Raw genomic sequence first — 22126 nt, 5'->3', positions numbered from 1 at the left:
GGGATCATGACACGCAGGCACTTCGTTCTCTTGCTGGCGGCGCTTTTTCCATGTGCGTTGCCGGTCCATCAATCCGTAGCCAAGACCTTGGTCTACTGCACCGAGGTTAGCCCCGATACGTTCGATCCCGCACTCGCCTCCGGATCCCGCGACGCCTCGGCCACCGCTCTCTACAACCGCATGGTCGAGTTCGATCCCGGCACCACCAAGGTGCGCCCCGGCCTTGCCGAAAGCTGGGAGATTTCCGACGACGGCCTCACCTACACATTCCACCTGCGGCACGGCGTGAAGTTCCACAGCGTCGAGGGTTTTACGCCGAGCCGCGACTTCAACGCCGATGATGTGCTGTTTACCTTCGACCGGCAGGCCAACGCGCAGAACCCGTTCAACAATTACGCCAAACGCCAGTACATTTACTTCGACGGCATCGGCATGCCGGATCTTGTCGCCGGTTGGCGCAAGCTTGACGACCATACTGTGGTGATGACGCTGAAGGCGCCGCATTCGCCGATGCTTGCCGACCTGGCGATGGATTTCGCTTCGCTCGTTTCCAAGGAATATGCCGACAAGCTCGTCGCCGAGAAGCGGCTGCTCGACCTGGCGCTGAAGCCGGTCGGGACGGGTCCATTCCAGCTTGTCGACTACCAGCAGGATGCAGTCATCCGCTACAAGGCCAATCCGGACTACTGGCGCGGCAAGCCGAAGATCGACGATCTCGTCTTCGCCATTGCCACCGATGCCAGCATTCGCATGGAAAAGCTGCGCGCCGGCGAATGCGATCTCATGCCCTATCCAAATCCGGCCGACCTGGAGGCGATCAAGGCGACACCCGGCATCAAGGTCATGCGGCAGGAGGGCCTAAATACGGGATACCTCGCCTTCAACACCTTGCAGAAGCCCTTCGACGATCCAAGGGTGAGGAAGGCGATCGCCATTGCCATCGACACGCAGGCGCTGGTCGACGTCGTATTCCGCGGCACCGGCGAAGTCGCACGCAATCCGCTGCCGCCAACCTCCTGGGCCTATGACAAGACGAGCCCCGATCATGTCTTCGACCCCGCTGCCGCCAGGCAGGGGCTCGCCGATGCCGGCGTAAAAGACCTGCACATGAAGATCTGGGCGATGCCGGTGCAGCGTCCGTATAACCCGAATGCGCAGCGTATGGCCGAAATGATCCAGTCCGACCTGGCAAAGATCGGTGTCAACGTGGAAGTCGTGACGTATGAGTGGACTGAATACCTTGCCCGCTCGAAGTCACGCGACCGCGACGGCGCCATGCTGTTCGGCTTCACCGGCGACAATGGCGACCCCGACAACTTCCTGTCGGTGCCGCTTGGCTGTGCCGGCGTCGGCACCACCAATCGTGCCAACTGGTGTTTTCCGGCCTTCGACGATCTGCTCAAGCAGGCAGCCGGGATCGTCGATCCCGCTGCCCGCGCAAAACTCTATTCGCAGGCGCAAGCGATCTTCAGGGAGCAGATGCCGTGGGTCGCTATCGCCCACTCCGTGGTCTCGATGCCGATGCGCGAACAGGTGACGGGCTATGTCATGGACCCCTTTGATCACCATGATTTCTCGGGCGTCGATATCAGGGAATAGCGTTCGGTGTCAGCGGCCGATCTCGATGTCTATGTGGAGAGCCTGCGCAATTTCCGCTTGGTGCGGAGCTACAGCATCGCGCAGCTGCTGCCTTACCTGGAACAGGCCGGATTGAAAGTGCGCCTGCTCGACCGGCCAGCCGGCCAGGATAGGGCGCCGGCGGCCTTTCTGCATGTCGACCTGACAGTCGTCCCGCCAACGTACCGCGGGCTCGGCCACCTCTACGACCGCACCATCAATGGTCGCGCGCTGTCCATCCACCGGTACCTTTATTCGACGCTGAAGCTGGAGGCAGGCGACAGTCACAAGGGGCCGGTTGTCGTCAAGACCGTCCTCAACTCCAGGGGTCGGCCAGAGCAGCGCTGGTGGCAGCATCGCAACGGCCTGACCAGGAGCGCGCATGTCATCCGCAAGCTCTTTGAACCCGGCTACAAGGACCGCCTGTGCCCGCCCTATCAAGTCTACCAGACGATCGGCGAGGTTCCGCGGGATGTATGGCGTAACAATCGCCTGATGGTCGAGAAATTCGCCTTCGATACCCTCGACCTGCCCATCGTCAAGCACCGCTACATGTTCCTGCTCGGCGCCGAGATCAACATGCGGCAGGTCTACGACGATGTGTTGTGCGCCGGCTCAAAAATCCTGAGCAATGAGGTGGGCGGCGCCGTGCCACCGGAAGTGCTGGCGGTGCGGCAGCGGCTCAACCTGGACTTCGGCGCCATCGACTATTTCATTGTCGATGGCAAAGGCGTTGTCGTGGATGCCAACAAGACCGTCGGCTCAAACCCTGAATGGCTGAAGAAAAACCGCTTTCGTCGGGAATTCAACGATCGCATGGCTGAGGAACTGATCGCCTTTGTCCGCGGTTGAGCCGGATCACCAGATCCAGTCGCCCTTGCCCAGCACCGACACCGCTTCGACGATACGGTTGAAGCTGGCGCGGGCCCGGCCGACCGTGTGCCTGGCCCGGAGATAGCCATGCACCAGCCCCGGCTCCTCGGACCAGCTGGCGTGTCCGCCTGCGGTAAGGATGCGGTCGCGGTAGGCCTCGCCGTCGGACGACAGCGGGTCGCATTGCGCGGTGATCAGCACGGTTGGCGGCAGTTTGGTGAAATCGGTGTCGGCGAGCGGCGACAAGGTGATGTCACCAGTACCGTCAGCGCCGCCGGTGCGGATGTGCTTGTAGAATTCGAGATCGCGCATGGTCAACATCGGTGCTTCGGCGTGCGCGACATACGAGCCCTTCGAACGGTCGCCGCCGAGGCCCGGATAGATCAGCACCTGGCCGATCGGCTTTTTGGCATGGCCACGCGTTGCGTGAGCAACAGCCGCGCAGAGATTGCCGCCGGCGCTGTCGCCGCACAGCAGAATAGGGCGGTCGTAGGTTTTGGCTGCCCATTCGAAGGCACGTAAAGCATCGTCGAAAGCGGCCGGGTGCAAATGCTCCGGCGCCAGCCGGTAATCGATGGAACCCACCTCGTAACCGGTGCGGGCGCAGAGCTCGGCGCAGACATCGTCATGGCTGTCTAGGCCGCCGAGGATGAAACCCCCGCCATGGATGTAGAGCACCATCGCCGCCGTGTTCGGGGTAGCGCTGCGATAGATGCGGATCGGGATGTCGTGTGATCGGTTGGCAATGAAAGTCGTTTCCGCCGTCACACCATTGGGATAGCCGGCAAAGAACTCGCGGCACATCCGGTCATAAATCGCACGCTGCTGGGCGATGGTGTAGTCGATCGTATCGGGCGGGTAATAGGAATTGGTCCGCTCGATGAAGGCCCAGGTCTCGGCATCGATGAGGGTTTTGTAGTCGGTCATGCTGGCTGCGCCGACTGGATAGATCGAGCCCGGACACCCCCCTCTGGCCTGCCGGCCATCTCCCCCTCAAGGGGGGAGATCAGATGTGGCGAAGGCTTTGGCCAATCACCAACGTTGGTGGATGAGCGGTGAAGTCCGAACTGCCGATCTCCCCCCTTGAGGGGGAGATGCCCGGCAGGGCAGAGGGGGGTGCCTCGTGCCATCATCTGAAAAATTACTTCCCCTTCCAAACCGGGTCGCGCTTTTCCGCAAAAGCCCGGAACCCTTCCATATTGTCCTCCGAGCCATAAAGCGCATCGACCGTCGCCAATTGCCGGCGCGTCACGCGGTTCATCGCGTCCTGGAAGGTCAGCGCCTCCGCCACCCGCGCCGTCTCCTTGATCGCGGCGAACACCAGCGGCGGGCCGCTGGCGAGCAGCCTTGCGATCTCCCAGACGCGCTCCTCGAGCTTGTCCTTGGGAAGCACTTCGTTGACCAGCCCCCAGCGATGCGCTTCCGCCACATCCATCCAGCGGCCGGTGAGCAGAAGGTCCATGGCGACATGATAGGGAATGCGCTTGGGCAGCTTGATCGTCGCGGCGTCGGCCAAGGTCCCGGCGCGGATCTCGGGTAGCGCGAAGGAGGAATGGTCGGAAGCGAAAATGAGGTCGCAGGACAGCGCTAGCTCGAAGCCGCCGCCGACCGCCATGCCGTTGACGCAGGCGATGACCGGCTTGTTCATGTCGCGCAGCTCCTGCAGGCCGGCAAAGCCGCCGACGCCATAGTCGCCGTCGACCGCGTCGCCACCGGCGGCTGCCTTCAAATCCCAGCCGGCGCAGAAGAACTTGTCGCCGGCGGTCTTGACGATGGCGACGCGCAGTTCCGGATCGTCGCGGAACGCCTTGAAGGTCTCGCCCATCAGCCGCGACGTTTTCAGGTCGATGGCGTTGGCCTTGGGCCGGTCGAGCGTGACCTCGAGGATGGTGCCCTCGCGGCGGGTGGAAATGACGTCAGACATTCTTCTTCTCTCCCAGCACCAGCAGCGCGTCGGCGATCCAGGCGCCCTTGCCCTCGGCGCAGACGATCAGCGGGTTGATGTCGAGTTCCTCGATCTCTCCGGCATTCGTCTGCACGAAGCCGGCAATGCCCGCGATGGCGTCGATGGCAGCCCCGACATCGGCCTTGGGCCGGCCACGATAGCCGTCGAGCAGCGGAAACAGTTTAAGGCCACGCAGGGCCGCCTCGATGTCGTCGCGCGTCGCCGGCAGCATCAGCGTGACGCTGTCGCGCAACAGCTCGACCAGCACGCCTCCGGTGCCCAGCGTCATGACGGCGCCGAACATCGGGTCGCGGGTGAAGCCGACGATCAGTTCGGCAACGCCGTCGCGCACCATGCGCTCGACATAGAGGCCGGTGCCGAGCGGCAGCAGATCATGCGCCGCCGTGCTCACGGATTCGGCGTCCTTGAGGTTCAGCCTGACCGCGCCGACTTCCGATTTGTGGGTGACTCCGAGCGCCTTCAGCGCCACCGGGAAGCCGAGCGCCATCGATGAGATGACGGCCTCGACAGCATTGGCGGCACGTTCTGCCTTCGGCACAGGCAAGCCGGCCTCGATCAGCCGCGCCTTGGCCTCGGCCTCATCAGGCGTGACATGGTCGCCTCCGGCCGCACCTGCAGCCGTGGTGTCGATCGGCTGCGCCTGCGGCTCGGCCCAGGCCCAGCCGATGAAGGCTGCCGCGCCTGCGGCGTCCATGGCCTCGGAAATGCCGAACAACGGCACCATGCCGCGCGCCATCAGCTCGGCGGTGTATTCCTCCGGCAGGTTCTCCGGCAGCGACGAGACAATCGCGCCATGCGCCTTGTTGGTCTTCAGCGCCGCCTCGAAGGCGCGCAGCGTCGCCCACCAGTCGGTGACCGAGCAGCGGTCGGGGCGCGGGAAATCGAGCACCAGCATGTTGAGGTCGAAACCGCCCGACACCATGGCGGTGAAGGTGGCGGTCATCGCCGGTTCATTGTTCCAGATGAAGGTGTGATAGTCCAACGGGTTGGCGACCGCGACCAGCGGCCCGAGCGTCGATTTGACATGGGCGCGGTGTTTGCTGGTGAGCTCCGGGAAATTGACCCAGCGGCCTTCGGCGCTGTCGGCCATGACAGAGGCTTCGCCGCCCGAGCAACTCATCGATGACAGTCTATAGCCGGGCAGTGGTCCTGTGACGTGCAGAAGCTTCAGCGCCTCGATAAAGGCGGGGATGGAATCGACGCGCGCAATGCCGAGCCGCCGCAGGAAAGCGCCCGAAGCGGCATCCGAACCGGCGAGCGAAGCTGTGTGCGAGACGGTCGCCTGCCTGGCCTGTTCGGACCGGCCGACCTTCATGGCGATGATCGGCTTCTTCAGTTCGCGCGCCCGCGCCGCCAGCTTCTCGAAGCCGGCTACCGAATCGAAGGCTTCGATGTGCAGGCCGAGCGAGGTGACGCGCTCGTCCTCGATCAGGCCGAGCGCCATTTCGGAGAGGCCGGTCTGCGCCTGGTTGCCGGCGGTCATCAGGAAGGCGATCGGCAGGCCGCGCTTCTGCATCGTCATGTTGATGGCGATGTTGGAGGACTGGGTGATGATGGCGACGCCCTTGGCGCCTTCGGGCAGCCTGATGCCGCCATGCTGGTCGGGCCATAGCAGCGCGCCATCGGCATAGTTGATCAGGCCGTAGCAGTTCGGCCCGATGATCGGCATCTGGCCCGCGGCAGCCACCAGTTCGGCCTGCAGCCGCTCGCCGTCATCGTCATAGGCCTCGGTCTCAAGAAAGCCCGCGGCAAAACAGACGGCGCCGCCGGCGCCACGCTTGGCCAGCGCCTTGATCACCTCGATGGTGAGATGCCGGTTTACGCCGACAAAGGCGGCGTCGGGCGCCCCGGGCAATTCGGCGACCGAGCGATAGGCCTTGCGGCCGGCGACCTCGTCCTTGTTCGGATGCACCGGCCAGATTTCGCCGACAAAGCCCATCTTGATCGATTGGGCGACGACGGCGGCGGCCTGGGCCCCGCCGAACACCGCGATGGATTTTGGGCGCAACAGACGCTCAAGCTTGTGCATGGGTTATGCCCCGAACGGGCGCAGCAGCGCCCGCGAAATGATGTGGCGCTGGATTTCCGACGTGCCTTCCCAGATGCGCTCGACGCGGGCGTCGCGCCAGATGCGCTCCAGCGGCAGGTCATCCATCAGCCCCATGCCACCATGGATCTGGATGGCTTCGTCGGCAACGAAGGCGAGCATTTCGGTAGCCTTCAGCTTCGCCATGGCCATGTCCTGATCGGTGACGGTGCCCTGATCGTACTTCCAGCCGGCTTCGAACACCATCAGGTCCGCCGCCTTCAATTCGGTCGCCATGTCGGCGAGTTTGAACGACACGCCCTGGAACTTGCCGATCTGCTGGCCGAACTGCTGGCGTTGCGCCGAGTATTCGATGGCGTGGCCGAGCGCCCGCTCGGCGCGGCCGAGACAGGTGGCGCCGACCTGCAGGCGCGTGGCGCCGAGCCAGGAATTGGCGACGTCGAAGCCCTTGTGGACCTCACCCAGCACCTGGCTTGCCGGCAGGCGGCAATCGTCGAATTCGAGGATGGCGTTGGTGTAGCCGCGATGCGAGACGTTGCGGTAGCCGTCGCGCACGGTGAACCCCTTGGTGCCCTTGTCGACGAAGAAGGCGGTGATCTTCTTGCGCTTGCCGCGCGGCGTTTCTTCCTCGCCCGAAGCCATGAAACAAATCGCGAAATCGGCAAGATCGGCATGGGAGATGAAATGCTTGGTGCCGTTAAGGACCCAGTCGTGGCCGTCCTGCACCGCGGTCGCCTTCATGCCTCGCAGGTCGGAGCCGGCGCCGGGCTCGGTCATCGCCAGGCAGTCCCACTTCTCGCCGCGGATGCACGGGAACAGGTACTTTTCGCGCTGCTCGGGCGTGCCGGCGAGCAGGATGTTGGAGGGGCGCGCGACGCAGGTCCAGTGCAGCGCATAGTTGGCGCGGCCGAGTTCCTTCTCGTAGAGCAGCCAGGTCACCGTATCGAGGCCGGCGCCACCGACATCGGCCGGCATGTTGGCCGCATAGAGCCCGGCTTCGATTGCCTTGACCTTGATCTCCTCGATCAACTCGCGGCGCAGCACGCCGGTGCGCTCGACCTCGCGTTCATGCGGGTAAAGCTCATTCTCGACGAACGCGCGCGTCGTCTCGACAATGAGCTTCTGTTCCTCCGAAAGACCGAAATCCATGGTCCTCAGCCCTTCTTCTTTTTCTTCGGCTTTTCCGCCTTCTTCACCGGCTTCGATGCCTTGGCCTTTTCTGCGGCCCTGGATGCGGCCGGCTTCTTCGCCGCCAGCTTGGCCAACTGCTTGGTATAGTCCTTGTGCAAGGCGCCGGCGCCCCAGCCCTTGCCTTTGTTCTGTTTCGACAGAGCATCCATGATCGCGACCAGATTGTCGTCGCGGATCTTTTCCAGCTCACGGATCGACAGGCCATGCGCCTGGTCGTCCGACTGGGTGGCGATCAGATCGACCAGCTCGTCGTTGAACTCCGGCACGTCCATCAGCTTGGTCCACGGCCATTTCAGGCACGGCCCGAACTGCGCCATAAAGTGGCGCATGCCTGCCTCGCCGCCGGCGACGCGGTAGACCTGGAACATGCCCATCTGCGCCCAGCGCAGGCCGAAGCCATAGCGCATGATGTCGTCGAGTTCCTCGACCGTGCAGATGCCGTCCTTGATCAGCCACAGCGCCTCGCGCCAGGCCGCCTCCAGCAGGCGGTCGCCGACAAAGGCCTCGATCTCCTTGCGGATCACCACCGGCTTCATGCCGATCGAGGCATAGATTTCCTTGGCAACCTCGATCGCTTCGGGGAACGTCTGCTCGCCGCCGACGATCTCGACCAGCGGCAGCAGGTAGACCGGGTTGAAGGGATGTCCGACAACCAGACGCTCCGGATGCTTCTTCATCGCCACCTGCATGTCGGTCGGCTTGATGCCCGAGGTGGACGAGCCGACAATGGCGTTGGCCGGCGCGTAGAGATCGATCTCGGCCAGTACGCGGTGTTTGAGGTCGAGCCGCTCCGGCACGCTCTCCTGGATGAAATCGGCATCGGCCACCGCCTCGGCGATGGTCTTGGCAAAGGTCAGTCTGCCTTCCTTGGGCAGGCCGCCGGGAACCATCTGCCTGTAGGCGCGGCGCGCGCCCTTCATCACTTCCGAGACCTTGCGCGACGCTTCCAGGTCCGGATCGAAGATCGACACATCGATGCCGTTGAGCAGCAACCGCGCCACCCAACCGGCGCCGATGACACCGCCGCCAATGGCGGCTGCCTTGTTGATGATGCTCATGGTCAGGCTCCGGTTTTTGTCTTGGCGGTTTGAGGGTCGATGAGAGGCACGCGCTCGCCAACGCGGATCACGGAGGGGTCGTAGGCCTTGCGGGCGAAGACTTCGAGCACGAAGGGCCGGAAGAATTCGATCGGCAGCGTGTCGTAGTCCGGGTCGAAGCTCGACTGGTCCCAGCGTTCGCAAAACTGGTCGCAATCGTCGAAATAGGCATGGCCGGCGAAGCGGTCGCGAGCATGGCGGTTGCCGCCGAGATGATGCGCGTAATAGAGCCGCTGGAAGTCGCCATGCTTTTCCACCACCCAGGTGCATTGCTCGCGCACGAAAGGTTTCAGGATCGAGGCGGCGTATTCGTCGTGATTGTACGGTGCGTAGATGTCGCCGATGTCGTGCAGCAGCGCGCAGGCGATCCAGTCGGTGTCGGCGCCGTCGCGCCAGGCCCGCGTCGCCGCTTGCAGCGAATGGCCGAGCCTGGTGATCTTGTAGCCCGACAGGCCTTCGTCGAGTTGCACCAGTGCGTCGAGCAGCCGCTCGCCGGTCCTGGCGGCATAGTCGATCTCATGGGCGGTCAGGAACTCATAGTCTTGCCTGTCGCCATCCTTCATCGCAGTGAATTTGACGGTAGCCATGATCCGCTCCCGTCTTAAGCAGCCGCTGCGATCGGCGCCCGCTTGGTGAGGTTGAGCTTCCTGCGCACTTCCTCCGGCCCCAAAATCCTGGCGCCGAGATTGGTAACGATGCTGGCCGCGCGCTCGACGAGCTGCGCATTGGTGGCCAGCACGCCCTTGTCGAGCCAGAGATTGTCTTCGAGACCGACGCGGACATTGCCGCCGGCGAGCACTGCAGCGGCTGCATAGGCCATCTGGTTGCGGCCGATGGCGAAGGCCGACCAGTTCCAGGTCGACGGCACGTTGTTAACCATGGCCATGAAGGTGTTGAGGTCGTCCGGCGCCCCCCACGGCACACCCATGCAGAGCTGCACCAGCGCGTCGGGATTCAAGACCTTTTCTTCGACCAGCTGCTTGGCGAACCAGAGGTGGCCGGTATCGAAGGCTTCGATCTCCGGCTTGACGCCGAGCGCCGTCATCATGCCGCCCATTGCGCGCAGCATGCCGGGCGTATTGGTCATGACATAATCGGCCTCGGCGAAGTTCATGGTGCCGCAATCCAGCGTGCAGATTTCCGGCAGGCACTGGCGCACATGTTCCATGCGGTTGGTGGCGCCGCCCATGTCGGTGCCTTTTTCATTGAGCGGCAGCGGCGCTTCCGGTGAGCCGAACACCATGTCGCCGCCCATCCCGGCGGTCAGGTTCAGGATCACATCGACTTCTGCCGCGCGGATGCGGTCCGTCACTTCGCGGTAGAGATGGACATCGCGGCGCGGCTTGCCGGTCTCGGGGTCGCGGACATGGCAGTGGACGATGGCGGCACCGGCCTTGGCCGCATCGATCGCCGAATCGGCGATCTGCTTGGGCGAGCGTGGCACATGCGGGGAGCGGTCCTGCGAGCCGCCGGACCCGGTCACGGCACAGGTAATGAAAACCTCACGGTTCATCGCGAGCGGCATGGACATCTCCTCCCCATAGAAACAGACCCTAACAATGACCGACTTGCCGGAAACTGTTTTGCAATTTACGAAGCTCTCGTGATCAAAAGCGAAAAGCCGACCATCTTTCGCGCTGAGCGATCGCCGCTCAAGGTGACGCTGCTGGTGTTTTCAGGCTCGTCCATCATGTGCGTGGCGTCGACCGTCGACCCGCTGCGCGCCGCCAACCGCATCTCAGGCGAGACGCTGTTCGATTTCAAACTGGTCTCGGTCACCGGCGAGGCGCCGGTCACCACCTGCGGCCTGCCGGTGGCGGTCAGGGGCCGCTTCGATGCGGCCGAGCCGACCGACGTGCTTGTCGTCGTCGCCGGCTTCGGCACCCAGAATTACGCGACATCGGCTCTGCTTTCCGGATTACGGCGAGCGGCCCGCGCGGCTCGCGCCTGCGGCGGCGTCGAGGCCGGCACATGGCTGGTGGCGCGCGCCGGCCTCCTCGAAGGCCGCAGCGCCACCACCCATTGGGAAGACATGGAGGATTTTTCCTCCGCCTTTCCCGGCGTCGACGTGCGTCCGGACCGCTACGTCATCGACGGACCGGTGTTCACCTCGGGCGGGGCGTCGCCGACCTTCGACCTGATGCTGCATCTGATCCGCACCCGGCTCGGCATGGCCGTCGCGCTCGATGTCGCCAGCGTCTTCATCTACGACCAGGCGCGCGCCGCGACCGACGCGCAGCCGCTGGTCTCGCTCGGCCGGCTCGACGGCTACGACCCGCGTCTGGCGCAGGCTATCCGGCTGATGGAATCGCATGTCGACCAGCCGCTGACCATCGACGCGGTGGCAAAACGCGCCGGGGTGACGGCGCGGACATTGGAGAGCATTTTTCGCAAGTCGATCGGCGAGACGCCGGGCGCATATTATCTCAGGCTGCGGCTGGGCGCGGCGCGGCGGCTGGTGGTCGACACGCGGATCGCCATGGCGGATATTGCCGGGCGGACGGGGTTCTCGTCCGCTGCGGCATTTTCCAGAGCGTTTTCAAGAGCGTTCGGCGAAGCCCCGGTCAGGCTGCGCCGAGGTTGATGCATGTCGCCCAAAAGTGTGTCGCGGTTTTGGGATTACGAGATGCACAGACAAAGGGAGATCAGGCTGCGTTCTGTCGATCGCTGCCGGCGTCCATCTGCGAGCGCATCTGCCTCGCCAGACGGACTTCAAATCGGCTGCTGACAGCACGATCCCATTCGTTTTTCACGCTGTCGGTCGGCCGCGGCAGCGCCATCAGCCGGTCGATGATCGATCCGGTCTCGCCGGATGAGAGCAGGGCGTCGATTTCGCGTTCATGCTGCATATCGGTTCGCCTCCTTCCTTTTCACCCGCCACAACCGCATCCTTATACGAGATACGTGACGGCAGTTTGAAGGCAAGAGCGAGGTCATTGAGGGGCGCCAAAGGGCAAACCCTTGTCGTCGGATAGGGTCTTGCGCAAACCCCATTCCGGGGCGGCCGGAATGTTATCCAGCCACCCTTGAGCACAACGAATCGGCTTTCCGGCCCTCAGACGTAGCGGTTGACGATGTTTTCCAGCAACTCCTGGCGGCCGGAGCGTGGCTGCGGCTCGATCTTCTTCTTCACCACGCGCTCGGCGATGTCTTCCAGCGAGCGCTTGCCCGACAGCATCGCCTTGCCCTCGGCCGTGTTCCAACCGGCATAGCGCTCGGCCAGCGGACCCGACAGCGCCTTGTCCTCGACCATCTTGGCGGCTGCCTTGAGGCCTCGTGCGCAGGAATCCATGCCGCCGATATGGCCGATCAGCAGGTCCTGCGGGTCGAGCGACTGGCGGCGCAGCTTGGCGTCGAAATTGGTGCCGCCGGTCTTGAAGCCGCCGGCCTGCAACACCTGGTAATAGGCCAGCGCCATCTCGGGCACATTGTTGGGGAACTGGTCGGTGTCCCAGCCCGACTGGTAGTCGTTGCGGTTCATGTCGATCGAGCCGAAGACGCCGAGCGCATTGGCCAGCGCCAGCTCGTGCTCGAAGGAATGGCCGGCAAGAATCGCGTGGCCCTGCTCGATGTTCAGCTTCACTTCCTTCTCCAGCCCGAAGCGCTTGAGGAAGCCGTAGACCGTGGCAACGTCGTAGTCGTACTGATGCTTGGTCGGCTCCTGCGGCTTCGGCTCGATCAGGATCGTGCCTTTGAAGCCAATCTTGTGCTTGTAGTCGACGACGAGACTGAGGAAGCGCCCAGCCTGCTCCTGCTCGCGGGCAAGATCGGTGTTGAGCAGCGTTTCATAGCCCTCGCGCCCGCCCCACAGTACATAATTCTCGCCCTTCAGCCGCTTCGTGACGTCGATGCAGCTTTTCACCGTCGCCGCCGCATAGGCGAAGACATCCGGATCGGGATTGGTGGCGGCGCCCGACATGAAGCGGCGGTTGGAGAACAGGTTGGCCGTGCCCCAGAGCAGTTTGACGCCGGTCTTCTTCATCTTGGCGGCAAAATAGTCGGCGATCTCGTCGAGCCGCGCGGCACTTTCGGAGAAATCCTTGCCTTCCGGCCGCACGTCGGCGTCGTGGAAGCAGAAATAGGGCGCGCCGAGCAGCGAGAACATCTCGAAGGCGACGTCGGCTTTCAGTTTGGCCAGTTCCATCGTGTCGACGCCGCCAGCCTTGGGAAACCAGGGCCGGTCGAAGGTCTGGCCGCCAAAGGGATCGCCGCCCGGCCAGGCGAAAGAATGCCAGTAGGCGACGGCGAAGCGCAGATGGTCTTCCAGCCGTTTGCCGGCCACCACCTCGTCGGGATTGTAGAAGCGGTAGGCCAGCGGATTGGTCGAATCCGGCCCCTCATACTTGATCGCTTTGATGTCGCCGAAAAATCCGCTGCTCATCTTTTTCGTCCTCTCCGAATAATCGCGCCTGATTACCTCAGGCGTAATTGGTTTCGCTCTCGCTCGGGGTGAAAAGCCTCGTGTCAAAGCCACTCAACGAAGGAGACAGACCATGACCGACCTCAACACGATCGCCCAGAACTACATCACCGCCTGGAACGAGGCCGATGCGGATCGCCGCGCCGAACTGCTCAAGGCCACCTTCACCGAAGACGTCAGCTACCGCGATCCGCTCATGCAGGGCGACGGCCATGCCGGCGTTGCCAAGCTGATCGACGGCGTACAGCAGCGCTTCGCCGGCTTCCGGTTCTCGCTGAAGGGCCAGCCGGACGGGTTTGGCCACCGCATCCGCTTCTCGTGGAATCTTGGGCCGGAAGGCGTGCCGTCGGTTATCGAAGGCACCGATATCGGTGTTATCGAAAATGGGCGCCTGAAGAGCGTCACCGGGTTTCTCGACAAGGTGCCGGCGCAGTGATCGATTAAGGGTGGCGCGAGACACCCCCCTCTGCCCTGCCGGGCATCTCCCCCGCAAGGGGGGAGATTGGCTGGCATCCACGCCTTCGCTAATCACCCACCTTACAAGACTGGCATACCCGCCGACGCTGCCGATCTCCCCCCTTGCGGGGGAGATGCCCGGCAGGGCAGAGGGGGGTGCTTCGCGCCGACTCACGCGGTCACGCCTTTGATCGCCGGGTACAGCGCCCGGTAGCGCTGGTACGCATCGGCATACGCGCCGCCAAGTGCAGCCTCCGGTTCGATCGTCGCATCCGTCCTCGGCGCCGTGCACACCGCGAGCGGATCAGCCCCTGTCGCCGCAATCAGCCCGAGCCGGGCGGCGCCAAAGGCAGCACCGAAATCGCCGTCGGCCGGAATGTCCACGGGCACCTGCAGCGCCGTGGCGATCGCCTTCAGCCAGTAGCGCGAGCGCGAGCCGCCGCCGATCGCGGTTACCCGGGTCAAATCCGTGCCGGCGGTCTTCAGGGCTTCGAGACTGTCCCGGAATGCGAAGGCAACGCCCTCGAGCACGGCTTGCGTCAGCACCGCGCGGCTCGACTCATGCGCCAGTCCGGTGAAGGACCCACGACCGGCGGAATCATTGTGCGGCGTGCGCTCGCCCGAGAGATAGGGCAGGAACGACACCCCGCTCGGCGCTTTCAGCACATCGCCAAGTTCGGCGGTCAATTCGCCGGCCTTCTTGCCTGAAATCTCCGACAGCCAGTTCAGCGAGTCGGTCGCAGACAGGATGACCCCCATCTGGTGCCAGGTGTTGGGCAGGGCATGACAGAAGGTGTGGACCGCACTTGCCGGATTGGGCAGGTAGGAAGCGTTGGCGGCAAACAGCACGCCAGATGTGCCCAGCGACACAAAAGCGTGGCCGGCGCCGACCGTGCCCATGCCGCAGGCCGAAGCAGCATTGTCGCCGGCGCCGCCGGCAACCGGGGTGCCCGATGCTATGCCCCAGCTGGCGGCCAGTTCGGCGCGCAAGGCTCCGGCCTTCTCCGTGCCTTCGACCAGCGACGGCATCTGCCTTTCGTCGAGCGATGTCGCCGCAAGCAACTCGGGGGACCAGCGCCGTTTGCCGACATCGAGCCAGGAGGTGCCGGCCGAGTCGGACATTTCTGAGATATGCTCGCCGGTCAGCCACAGCCGCAGGAAATCCTTCGGCAAAAGCACCTTCGCCACTTTGGCGAAGACGGAGGGCTCATTGTTCTTCACCCAGGCGAGTTTCGGCGCCGTGAAGCCGGGGAAGACGATATTCCCGGTGAGTTGGCGAAAGCGCGGGTCGGCATCGAGCGCCGCGGCCTCAGCGTGGCTGCGCGTATCATTCCACAGAATGCAGGGGCGCAGCACCTGGTCGCCGGCATCGAGCAAGGTGGCGCCATGCATATGGCCGGAAAGGCCGATGCCCTTGACCGCGGCAAGCTCTTTCGGGTGCGAGGCTTTCAGCTCGGCAATGGCCGTCTCGCAGGCGCGGATCCAGTCCGTGGGGTTTTGTTCGGACCAGCCGGGATGCGGCCGCGATACGTCAAGCGAAGCATGGCCGGAGCCGATGATCTTCTGCCCGGCATCGATCAACAGCGCCTTGACGCCCGACGTGCCGAGATCGAGGCCGAGATACATGCATTCCTCCCATTGCCATTAATTTTTTCGGGTCTCGAAAAAATCTGGCTTGCCAGTTTTTAAAACAAGATCCGCCGCGGGTCAATTCTCTGACAAATTGGCGGCGCGTTGCGAAAACAGCGCCGACAGCGGACTGTCCGGCCGGGCCAGTGCGCGCTCGGCCGTCAACGCCCGGGCAAGCGCTGTGTCGCCGGCGCGCAACGCCGCCTCGATCAACGTGAGATCAATCACATCGCGCTGGGCGTGGCTGCCGCCAAAGCGATGGGCAATGGCGCGGATCGGTCGAATCAGGCGCACCGCTTCGCTGTAATTGCCCTCGCCGAATGCCTTAATGCCTTCCGTCAGTGGCTGGCCGACATCCCGGGTAAAGGCGGCATTGTCGTCGCTGCCGCGCATCGCCTCGTGCTGGGCTTCGAGCAAGATCTTGGCCGACGCTTCGAGCCCGGCGCCGACGAATGCCATCATCGCATGCGCATCGTTGAAGGCGTAGTTGCCGGCTCCAGCCTTCGGCGCCCAGTTGGCAGCGAGCGCTGCCCAGCGGTCGCCGACATCGACACCGCCGAGATAAAGCCGCCACAGGATCGCGGATGCATCGACCATGTTCAGCGCCAGCGTCGAACGCTCGCCATAGATCGGCCCGTCATAGAGTTTGAGCACCTCGTCGGTCTCGCCGAGATCGTAGTGGAACAGCGCCAGATGCCACCAATTATGCACCTGCAGGAAGCTCTCTTTGGTCCACGCCTCGGGATTGGCGCGCATCCAGGCGATGCCGTCCCGTTGCCGGCTCTGCATCTCCATGACATGGGCGACCGCGTGCTGCGCCCAGCCGTCTCGCGGCTCGATCTCGATCGCCTGTCGGCCAAAACTTTCGGCTCTGATATAGTCGCCCATCTCCTCGAGACCGAAGGCCTGCATACCGAGAATGGCGTGATAACCTGGCATGCCGCTCTGCCAGGACGGTAGCGCGCGGCCGATACGGTCGCGCAGCATGCGGGCATTGCCGGTGAAGAAGTCGATCTGGTGGCCGACCTGCAACGCCACCACGTCGAGCGGGTTGTCGATGGCGATATCTTCGAGCAGGCGCGCGGCGTCATGCCAGCGTCCCTCGGCAAGGTGGCCAAGGGCCGCCACATGCGCCTGTTCGCGCGGCGTCGCGGCAAGCGGCAGTGCCGCAGCATGGCATGCCTGGGTGACCGCCATTGCCTCGCGTTCGGTGGCGAGGCCGAACAGATACCCCTTGAAGACATGCGCCATGACGAAACCGGGATCCGCCGATATGGCGCGGTCAACGGAGCCGACCGGGTCGCCGACGAAGCATTGCAATTCATGAACGGCCTGGCTGTAGGGTGAAAACCCGGCCTCGGTCGCGCCCGAAAACATTAGGCCGAATGGATCTCTTACTGCCATATCGGCCCTGATGCTCCGCAGTTCCTAATTGCCCGAGCGCATCGCCACCGTGGCGATCCCGGCGCCGACCAGCAGCGTGCCGCCGGTGCGGTTGAAGATGCGGATCGCCTTGGGGTTGCGTACGACGTTGCGGGCGCGCGCCGCAATCAGCGCGTAGCCGAAGGCATTGGCGAAGGCGAGCGCCAGGAAGGTCGCTTCGAAGATCAGCATCTGTGCCCAGAAATCGGCTTCCCGGTTGAGGAACTGCGGCAGGAAGGCGACGAAGAAGGTGATGCTCTTCGGGTTGAGTGCGGTGACCAGCCAGGCGTGCGCCATCATCTTGGCGGCCGAGACGGCATCTGTGCGTGGTTCGGCTTTGAGCGCGCCGCCGGCGCGAAATAGTTTTACCCCGAGATAGATCAGATAGCAGGCGCCGATCAGCTTCAGAATGGTGAACACGGTCGCCGACGCGGCCAGCAGCGCGCCGATGCCCAGCATCGACAGGGTCATGGCGGTGAAGTCGCCCAGCGCCACGCCGACGGACATCGGCAAGGCGGTGCGCCAGCCCTGGCCCAGCGCATAGGACACGACCAGAAGAATGGTCGGGCCGGGAATGATGAGCAGAACGGTGGAGGCGGCGGCGAAGGCGGCCCAGTTTTCGAACGACATCTTTGTCTCCTTGAGCGCAAAGAAAAGGATAAATCCTCGTGTGCGGAGGAATGTAAAGAGCCCTCTCCCAAAAATGCACGGCGGACCATTTCGCCCGACCGCTGCGGCTATTGGCGGCACAAGTTTAATGCCGGTCGTTGGGCCTTCACCCTTTTTCAACCATGTTTGGCGAAACTGCCTGCTATCCGGCCGGACCGTGTTTCCCGCCGACAGCGTAGGGTTTGGGTGCATGCGTGAGTTGCCGCAGAATGTGACGCCGCCAGCAAATGGCGACGCAAACGAGACCGAACATCTCTATTCCCGCCGCTTCGTCCTGTCAGGGGCCGGCGCCATGACGCTGCTCGGCATGGCCGGCTGCAGCACTTCGACGCTCGAGCTGCCGCAATTCCAGCTGGATGACACGGTCACCGGCTCGGTGCGGCCGATCCGTCCGGCGATCAGCGTCGACAAGAACGTCACCGGCCCCGATGTCATGTACGCTTCGCTAAACGATGGCGGCTTCGAAGTGCCGGCGGTGCCCTATCAGAAGGTCAAGCCGGAGTTCCGCCGCCAGATCGTCGTCAACGAGACCGGCGAGGCGCCCGGCACGATTGTCGTCCATCTGCAGGAGCGAAAGCTCTATCTGGTGCAGGAGGGCGGCGACGCCATCCGCTACGGCGTCGGCATCGGCAAGGACGGCTTCCGCTGGTCCGGCCGCGCCAACATCCAGTACGGCAAGGAATGGCCGACCTGGACGCCGCCGCCGGAGATGATCCAGCGCAAGCCGGAACTGGTGAAATGGCAAAACGGCCAGCCCGGTGGCCTCACCAACCCGCTCGGCGCACGCGCCCTCTACATCTACCAGGACGGCAAGGACACCGGCTACCGCATACACGGTTCGCCGGAATGGGCGAGCATTGGCCAGGCGATGTCGTCGGGCTGCGTGCGCCTGATCAACCAGGATATCATCGACCTCTACAGCCGCGTTTCCAAGAAGAACCCGGTCGTGGTCGTCTGATCCTGTGCGGCGGTTTGGCGCCGCTGGAAACTCCCGTTGCGCGATGCGGCAAGCTAGGCCAAGGTGCCTTGAAAACCACAGCGCCGGGAGAGATCGAGCATGGCTGGAACGTTTGTCATCGCACAGGGCGGCGGCCCGACCGCCGTCATCAACCAGACGGTTGTCGGGGCCACGCTGGAAGTCCGCAAGCGCCATCCCGGCGCCAAGGTGCTGGGCTCGCTCCACGGCGTGCGCGGCATTCGTGACGGCAACTATGTCGACCTCTCCGCCATCCCAGAGGACCGGCTGCGGCTGATCGCCGGCACGCCGAGTGCAGCCCTCGGCTCGACGCGCGACAAACCGGATGCCGCCTATTGCGAGGTCATCCTCAAGGGCCTGAAGAAGGCCGGCGCCGACGCTTTCATCTACATCGGTGGCAACGACACGTCGGGCACGCAGCAGATTCTGACCGACGCCGCCGGCGGCAGCATTGCTTTCGTCCATGCGCCAAAAACCATCGACAACGACCTCGAGGAAAACGACCACACGCCGGGCTTCATCTCGGCGGCCGAATTCGTCGCCGGCGCCTTCCTGTCCGTCGATCTCGATTTCCGCGCATTGCCCGGCATCTATGTCGGCATCGTAATGGGTCGGCATGCCGGCTTCCTCACCGCGGCGGCTGCAGCCTGGCAGCTCGATCCCGACAGCGGCCCGCATCTGGTCTACGTGCCGGAACGGCCGTTCTCCGCCGCCGGTTTCATCGACGACGTGCGCGCCACGCTCGACCGCCACAAGCGTTGCATCGTCGCCGTCTCCGAAGGAGTCAGCACCGCCGACGGCAAGGCGCTGGTCGAAAGCCTGGTGCCGCCGGACAAGCTCGAGCGCGACGCGCATGGCAACGTCAAACTGTCGGGCAGCGACCTGCCGTCAGCTCTGGAACGTGCGCTCGCCGAAGGCCTGCCGGGCAAGCGCGCCCGCGTCGATGCGCTTGGCTACATGCCGCGCGGCTATGTCGGCGCGATCAGCGCCGTCGACGCGCGGGAGGCTTTCGACGCCGGCGCCTTCGCGGTTGCCGTTGCCGGCGAAGGCGGTGGCTCGGTGGCGCTGCAATATGACGGCACGAGAACCGTGCTGAAGAAGGTGCCGCTGAAGAACGTCGCCGGCAAGACGCGCCATATGCCCGACGATTTCATGAAGCCCGATGTCAACCAGCTGTCGGAAGCGGGCATGGCTTACCTGAAGCGGCTGGTGCCGGAAAAATACAAGGTGGGAAAGCCCTTCGTCTGATGGGCGGCCGTTTTGGCGGCACCCGTTTTGGTGGCGAGCGCGTTGTCGGCGACTGGTTCGGCAAGACGATCATCGACGACCGCACGACGATGCTGACCGAGCCGTTCGTGCATGATTTCGTGCGCGCCAACATCTGGCATTTCAGGGGACGCGACGCCGACCTGCTGGTCGACACCGGCATGGGCATCTGCCCGCTGGCGCCTGAGATCGACACGCCCGAGGGCAAGCCGCTCATCGTTGTCGCCACCCACATCCATCTCGACCATGTCGGCTCGCTGCACGAGTTTCCGCTGCGCGCCGGGCCGCGGCACAGTGCCGAGCATTTCGAGACCATGAACGATCAGGTGACCTACGCCTACATGTTTTGTAATCTCGACGGCGCCGTTTCGAAATTGCCGGCGCCGGGCTGGACGGCGGCCGACTACAAGATTCCGCTGGCGCCGCTGACGCGCACGCTGGACGAGGGCGACATCGTCGACCTCGGCGACCGGCAGTTCCGCGTCCTGCATCTGCCCGGACATTCGCCGGATTCGATCGCTTTGTTCGACGAGGCAGACGGCCTGTTCTTTGCCGGCGACGCCATCTACGATTCCACGCTGATCGACGACCTGCCGGATTCCTCCCGGCCTGATTATCGCCGTACCATGCAGCGGCTCCTTGACCTGCCTGTTCGCCTCGGCCATGGCGGCCATGGGCCGAGCTTCGACGGCAACCGGATGCGCGAGATCGCCACAGCCTATCTCAGGCGCACCGGAGGCCTCTGACGACATTGGGATTGGAACCAGCGTGGCGCCGTGGTCGAGCGCGTCAATCCGGACAAGGCAGCTGCCAATGCCGGCCTGCAGCCGGGCGACGTCATCGTCGCCGTCGACCGGTCGCCCGTGCGGGATGCGCGGCAAGCCAACCAGGCGATCGCCGAGGCCGGCAGATCGGGCCGGAAGTCGGTGCTGCTTTTGGTCGACCGGGGCGACGCGCAAATCTTCGTCGCCGTACCCTTCGCCGCCGGTTGAGTCATGATGCGGCGGGCTCGCTGAACGATCGGCAGGCCTGCCGCACGGCCCCGCCAAAATTCCTGTTGCCCGCCGCGACATCTTCGAGAACATTACGGCAGGCCGGCAATGGCCTGCTAAAAACGGACAGTCCGATGGTCACTCGCGGTTTTTCCTCCGGTCGAAAGCCTCCGACGGAGACCGATGCGCGCATTCCGCCCGGTCAGTATCTCGAACAGGGCTTTCCGGTGCTGTCGGCGGGGCCGACGCCGCGCGTGCGCACCGAGGACTGGTCGTTCACGCTCAAGCACGGGCCGCGCCGGATCAAGAAATGGAACTGGGCCGAGTTCAACGCGCTGCCCTTGACCAAGATGACGCGCGACATCCATTGCGTTACCGCCTGGACCAAGTTCGATACCGCCTGGCAAGGCGTGCTGGTCGACGACATCCTTGCCGATGCAGGCATCGAAGCGCCGACCGGCTTCCTGCTGGCGCATGGCTATGACGGCTATACCACCAACGTGCCGGCCAAGGATCTCACCGCGGGGAAGGCGATGGTGGCGCTGCTTTATGAAGGCAAGCCAATCACTGCCGACCATGGCGGCCCGGCGCGGCTCCTGGTGCCGCATCTCTATTTCTGGAAATCGGCTAAATGGCTGAACGGGCTGCAGTTCACCGAGCGCGACGAGCCGGGCTTCTGGGAATTGCGCGGCTATCACATCTATGGCGACCCGTGGCGCGAGCAGCGCTATAGCGGCGATCCATGAGCGAAGCGCCGCAATCTCCCTGGCAGACGGCGAAAATCACCCGGATCGAAAAGCGGACGCCACGCGTCACCAGTTTCTTTTTCGCGCTGTCACGGCCATTCGCCTATCGCGCCGGACAGCATGTCGACGTCAGGCTGACGGCGCCTGACGGCTACCAGGCGCGCCGCTCCTATTCCATCGCCTCGGCGCCGGAGAGCGGCGCCACGATCGAGCTGGCGATCGAGAAGCTCGACGACGGTGAAGTCTCGCCCTTCTTCCACGACATCGCCGCGGTCGGTGACGAGATCGAACTGCGCGGGCCGCTCGGCGGCCATTTCGTCTGGTCCGATGGGGATGGCGGGCCGCTGCTTCTGGTCGGCGGCGGCTCCGGCGTGGTGCCGCTGATGGCGATGGTGCGGCATCGAACCTTGCGCAAATCGGCGGTGCCGGTGGCGCTGATGTTTTCGGTGCGGGTCTGGGACGAGGTGATCTTCCGCGACGAGCTGATCGGTCTCGGTGACCGCCGCGACGGGTTCGAGCTGGTGCTGACGCTGACGCGCGAGGCCGTACGGCGCCCGTCCGACTATTCGAGGCGCATCGACACGGCAATGGTCATGCAGGCGCTCACGCGGCTGCCGCGGCCGCCGGCGCTCGCCTTCGTCTGCGGGTCGAACGCCTTCGTCTCGGCGGCTGCCCAGGCGCTGATCGACGCCGGTATATCAGCGGAAATCATCCGCACCGAGCGCTATGGCGTCTGAGAGGGCCACAGTGGTTCACCGT

Annotated in this window: 21 protein-coding genes and 1 pseudogene; 10 read left to right on the top strand and 12 right to left on the bottom strand. The window is 64.1% G+C overall.

Annotation, left to right across the window (positions count from 1 at the left end; all coding sequences use genetic code 11):
- Positions 1–6: 6 nt before the first annotated feature.
- The gene (locus tag X733_RS143925; RefSeq protein WP_023819479.1) at positions 7–1599 is read left to right on the top strand and encodes an ABC transporter substrate-binding protein; all 1593 of its coding nucleotides are present in this window, start codon (positions 7–9) and stop codon (positions 1597–1599) included.
- Between the two features lie 6 nt (positions 1600–1605).
- A complete protein-coding gene (locus tag X733_RS143930) occupies positions 1606–2469 on the top strand; it encodes a hypothetical protein (protein WP_023819478.1) in 864 nt (287 codons plus the stop codon).
- A gap of 6 nt (positions 2470–2475) precedes the next feature.
- Here the strand turns inward: X733_RS143930 and X733_RS143935 are convergent, their stop codons facing one another.
- The 7 genes from X733_RS143935 to X733_RS143965 form a co-directional block, all read right to left on the bottom strand.
- Positions 2476–3417 carry an alpha/beta hydrolase gene (locus tag X733_RS143935; protein WP_023696924.1) on the bottom strand — a complete coding sequence of 314 codons (942 nt, stop codon included), beginning with the start codon at positions 3415–3417 and terminating at the stop codon, positions 2476–2478.
- A 214-nt stretch (positions 3418–3631) separates the two neighbouring features.
- Positions 3632–4414 carry a carnitinyl-CoA dehydratase gene (locus tag X733_RS143940; protein WP_023819477.1) on the bottom strand — a complete coding sequence of 261 codons (783 nt, stop codon included), beginning with the start codon at positions 4412–4414 and terminating at the stop codon, positions 3632–3634.
- Positions 4407–6485, bottom strand: coding sequence for an acetate--CoA ligase family protein (locus X733_RS143945; protein ID WP_023819476.1), 2079 nt, complete (start codon positions 6483–6485; stop codon positions 4407–4409). The genes X733_RS143940 and X733_RS143945 overlap by 8 nt, the downstream gene beginning before the upstream one ends.
- 3 nt (positions 6486–6488) lie before the next feature.
- Positions 6489–7652, bottom strand: a complete 1164-nt coding sequence (locus X733_RS143950) for an acyl-CoA dehydrogenase (RefSeq protein WP_023694246.1) — start codon at positions 7650–7652, stop codon at positions 6489–6491.
- 5 nt (positions 7653–7657) lie between these two features.
- Complete coding sequence (locus X733_RS143955) at positions 7658–8752, bottom strand: 3-hydroxyacyl-CoA dehydrogenase NAD-binding domain-containing protein (protein ID WP_023702511.1); 1095 nt, start codon at positions 8750–8752, stop codon at positions 7658–7660.
- A 2-nt stretch (positions 8753–8754) separates the two neighbouring features.
- On the bottom strand, positions 8755–9378 hold the full coding sequence (locus X733_RS143960) for an HD domain-containing protein (protein WP_023702512.1): 624 nt from the start codon (positions 9376–9378) through the stop codon (positions 8755–8757).
- Between the two features lie 14 nt (positions 9379–9392).
- Entirely contained in the window at positions 9393–10316 is a 924-nt protein-coding gene (locus tag X733_RS143965; protein WP_023668863.1) for a 3-keto-5-aminohexanoate cleavage protein, read from the bottom strand.
- 78 nt (positions 10317–10394) lie between these two features.
- Between X733_RS143965 and X733_RS143970 the strand changes: the two genes are divergently transcribed.
- A complete protein-coding gene (locus tag X733_RS143970; RefSeq protein WP_023668864.1) occupies positions 10395–11375 on the top strand; it encodes a GlxA family transcriptional regulator in 981 nt (326 codons plus the stop codon).
- 61 nt (positions 11376–11436) lie between these two features.
- Here X733_RS143970 and X733_RS143975 read toward each other — a convergent pair whose 3' ends face one another.
- Both X733_RS143975 and xylA read right to left on the bottom strand, forming a co-directional pair.
- Positions 11437–11640, bottom strand: a complete 204-nt coding sequence (locus X733_RS143975; RefSeq protein WP_023668865.1) for a hypothetical protein — start codon at positions 11638–11640, stop codon at positions 11437–11439.
- A 206-nt stretch (positions 11641–11846) separates the two neighbouring features.
- Positions 11847–13172: a xylose isomerase gene (gene xylA / locus X733_RS143980; protein WP_023684279.1), complete on the bottom strand. Its 1326-nt coding sequence runs from the start codon at positions 13170–13172 to the stop codon at positions 11847–11849.
- A 112-nt stretch (positions 13173–13284) separates the two neighbouring features.
- On the opposite strand from xylA, the gene X733_RS143985 reads away from it, so the two are divergent.
- Complete coding sequence (locus X733_RS143985) at positions 13285–13647, top strand: nuclear transport factor 2 family protein (RefSeq protein ID WP_023819475.1); 363 nt, start codon at positions 13285–13287, stop codon at positions 13645–13647.
- 191 nt (positions 13648–13838) lie between these two features.
- Here the strand turns inward: X733_RS143985 and xylB are convergent, their stop codons facing one another.
- From xylB to X733_RS144000, 3 genes are all read right to left on the bottom strand, one after another.
- Positions 13839–15293 (bottom strand): xylulokinase, encoded by a 1455-nt coding sequence (xylB, locus tag X733_RS143990; RefSeq protein WP_023819474.1) that lies wholly within the window; start codon positions 15291–15293, stop codon positions 13839–13841.
- An 81-nt stretch (positions 15294–15374) separates the two neighbouring features.
- Positions 15375–16700 (bottom strand): tetratricopeptide repeat protein, encoded by a 1326-nt coding sequence (locus X733_RS143995; RefSeq protein WP_023752434.1) that lies wholly within the window; start codon positions 16698–16700, stop codon positions 15375–15377.
- Positions 16701–16724: 24 nt separating this feature from the next.
- Complete coding sequence (locus X733_RS144000; protein ID WP_023715525.1) at positions 16725–17348, bottom strand: LysE family translocator; 624 nt, start codon at positions 17346–17348, stop codon at positions 16725–16727.
- A 229-nt stretch (positions 17349–17577) separates the two neighbouring features.
- On the opposite strand from X733_RS144000, the gene X733_RS144005 reads away from it, so the two are divergent.
- From X733_RS144005 to X733_RS144030, 6 genes and pseudogenes are all read left to right on the top strand, one after another.
- The gene (locus tag X733_RS144005; protein WP_023668871.1) at positions 17578–18345 is read left to right on the top strand and encodes a L,D-transpeptidase; all 768 of its coding nucleotides are present in this window, start codon (positions 17578–17580) and stop codon (positions 18343–18345) included.
- Between the two features lie 99 nt (positions 18346–18444).
- Positions 18445–19611: a diphosphate--fructose-6-phosphate 1-phosphotransferase gene (locus X733_RS144010; RefSeq protein ID WP_023819473.1), complete on the top strand. Its 1167-nt coding sequence runs from the start codon at positions 18445–18447 to the stop codon at positions 19609–19611.
- Entirely contained in the window at positions 19611–20375 is a 765-nt protein-coding gene (locus X733_RS144015) for an MBL fold metallo-hydrolase (protein ID WP_050588696.1), read from the top strand. The genes X733_RS144010 and X733_RS144015 overlap by 1 nt, the downstream gene beginning before the upstream one ends.
- A 15-nt stretch (positions 20376–20390) precedes the next feature.
- Positions 20391–20621: pseudogene (locus X733_RS144020) on the top strand (PDZ domain-containing protein); the annotation flags it as partial.
- Positions 20622–20755: 134 nt separating this feature from the next.
- A complete protein-coding gene (locus tag X733_RS144025) occupies positions 20756–21367 on the top strand; it encodes a sulfite oxidase-like oxidoreductase (RefSeq protein ID WP_023696910.1) in 612 nt (203 codons plus the stop codon).
- Positions 21364–22104, top strand: coding sequence for an FAD-binding oxidoreductase (locus X733_RS144030; RefSeq protein ID WP_023696909.1), 741 nt, complete (start codon positions 21364–21366; stop codon positions 22102–22104). The genes X733_RS144025 and X733_RS144030 overlap by 4 nt, the downstream gene beginning before the upstream one ends.
- Positions 22105–22126: the final 22 nt, after the last annotated feature.

This window comes from Mesorhizobium sp. L2C066B000 (assembly GCF_000502335.1).
Classification (GTDB): domain Bacteria; phylum Pseudomonadota; class Alphaproteobacteria; order Rhizobiales; family Rhizobiaceae; genus Mesorhizobium.
Note: the sequence above shows the minus strand (reverse complement) of the source record. Positions and strands in the feature narration are given on the sequence as shown.

Coding starts and splice junctions, on each gene's coding strand:
- X733_RS143925 (WP_023819479.1), top strand. CDS start 7: ATGACACGCAGGCACTTCGTTCTCTTGCTGGCGGCGCTTTTTCCATGT.
- X733_RS143935 (WP_023696924.1), bottom strand. CDS start 3,417: ATGACCGACTACAAAACCCTCATCGATGCCGAGACCTGGGCCTTCATC.
- X733_RS143940 (WP_023819477.1), bottom strand. CDS start 4,414: ATGTCTGACGTCATTTCCACCCGCCGCGAGGGCACCATCCTCGAGGTC.
- X733_RS143945 (WP_023819476.1), bottom strand. CDS start 6,485: ATGCACAAGCTTGAGCGTCTGTTGCGCCCAAAATCCATCGCGGTGTTC.
- X733_RS143950 (WP_023694246.1), bottom strand. CDS start 7,652: ATGGATTTCGGTCTTTCGGAGGAACAGAAGCTCATTGTCGAGACGACG.
- X733_RS143955 (WP_023702511.1), bottom strand. CDS start 8,752: ATGAGCATCATCAACAAGGCAGCCGCCATTGGCGGCGGTGTCATCGGC.
- X733_RS143960 (WP_023702512.1), bottom strand. CDS start 9,378: ATGGCTACCGTCAAATTCACTGCGATGAAGGATGGCGACAGGCAAGAC.
- X733_RS143965 (WP_023668863.1), bottom strand. CDS start 10,316: ATGCCGCTCGCGATGAACCGTGAGGTTTTCATTACCTGTGCCGTGACC.
- X733_RS143975 (WP_023668865.1), bottom strand. CDS start 11,640: ATGCAGCATGAACGCGAAATCGACGCCCTGCTCTCATCCGGCGAGACC.
- xylA (WP_023684279.1), bottom strand. CDS start 13,172: ATGAGCAGCGGATTTTTCGGCGACATCAAAGCGATCAAGTATGAGGGG.
- X733_RS143985 (WP_023819475.1), top strand. CDS start 13,285: ATGACCGACCTCAACACGATCGCCCAGAACTACATCACCGCCTGGAAC.
- xylB (WP_023819474.1), bottom strand. CDS start 15,293: ATGTATCTCGGCCTCGATCTCGGCACGTCGGGCGTCAAGGCGCTGTTG.
- X733_RS143995 (WP_023752434.1), bottom strand. CDS start 16,700: ATGGCAGTAAGAGATCCATTCGGCCTAATGTTTTCGGGCGCGACCGAG.
- X733_RS144000 (WP_023715525.1), bottom strand. CDS start 17,348: ATGTCGTTCGAAAACTGGGCCGCCTTCGCCGCCGCCTCCACCGTTCTG.
- X733_RS144005 (WP_023668871.1), top strand. CDS start 17,578: ATGCGTGAGTTGCCGCAGAATGTGACGCCGCCAGCAAATGGCGACGCA.
- X733_RS144010 (WP_023819473.1), top strand. CDS start 18,445: ATGGCTGGAACGTTTGTCATCGCACAGGGCGGCGGCCCGACCGCCGTC.
- X733_RS144015 (WP_050588696.1), top strand. CDS start 19,611: ATGGGCGGCCGTTTTGGCGGCACCCGTTTTGGTGGCGAGCGCGTTGTC.
- X733_RS144025 (WP_023696910.1), top strand. CDS start 20,756: ATGGTCACTCGCGGTTTTTCCTCCGGTCGAAAGCCTCCGACGGAGACC.
- X733_RS144030 (WP_023696909.1), top strand. CDS start 21,364: ATGAGCGAAGCGCCGCAATCTCCCTGGCAGACGGCGAAAATCACCCGG.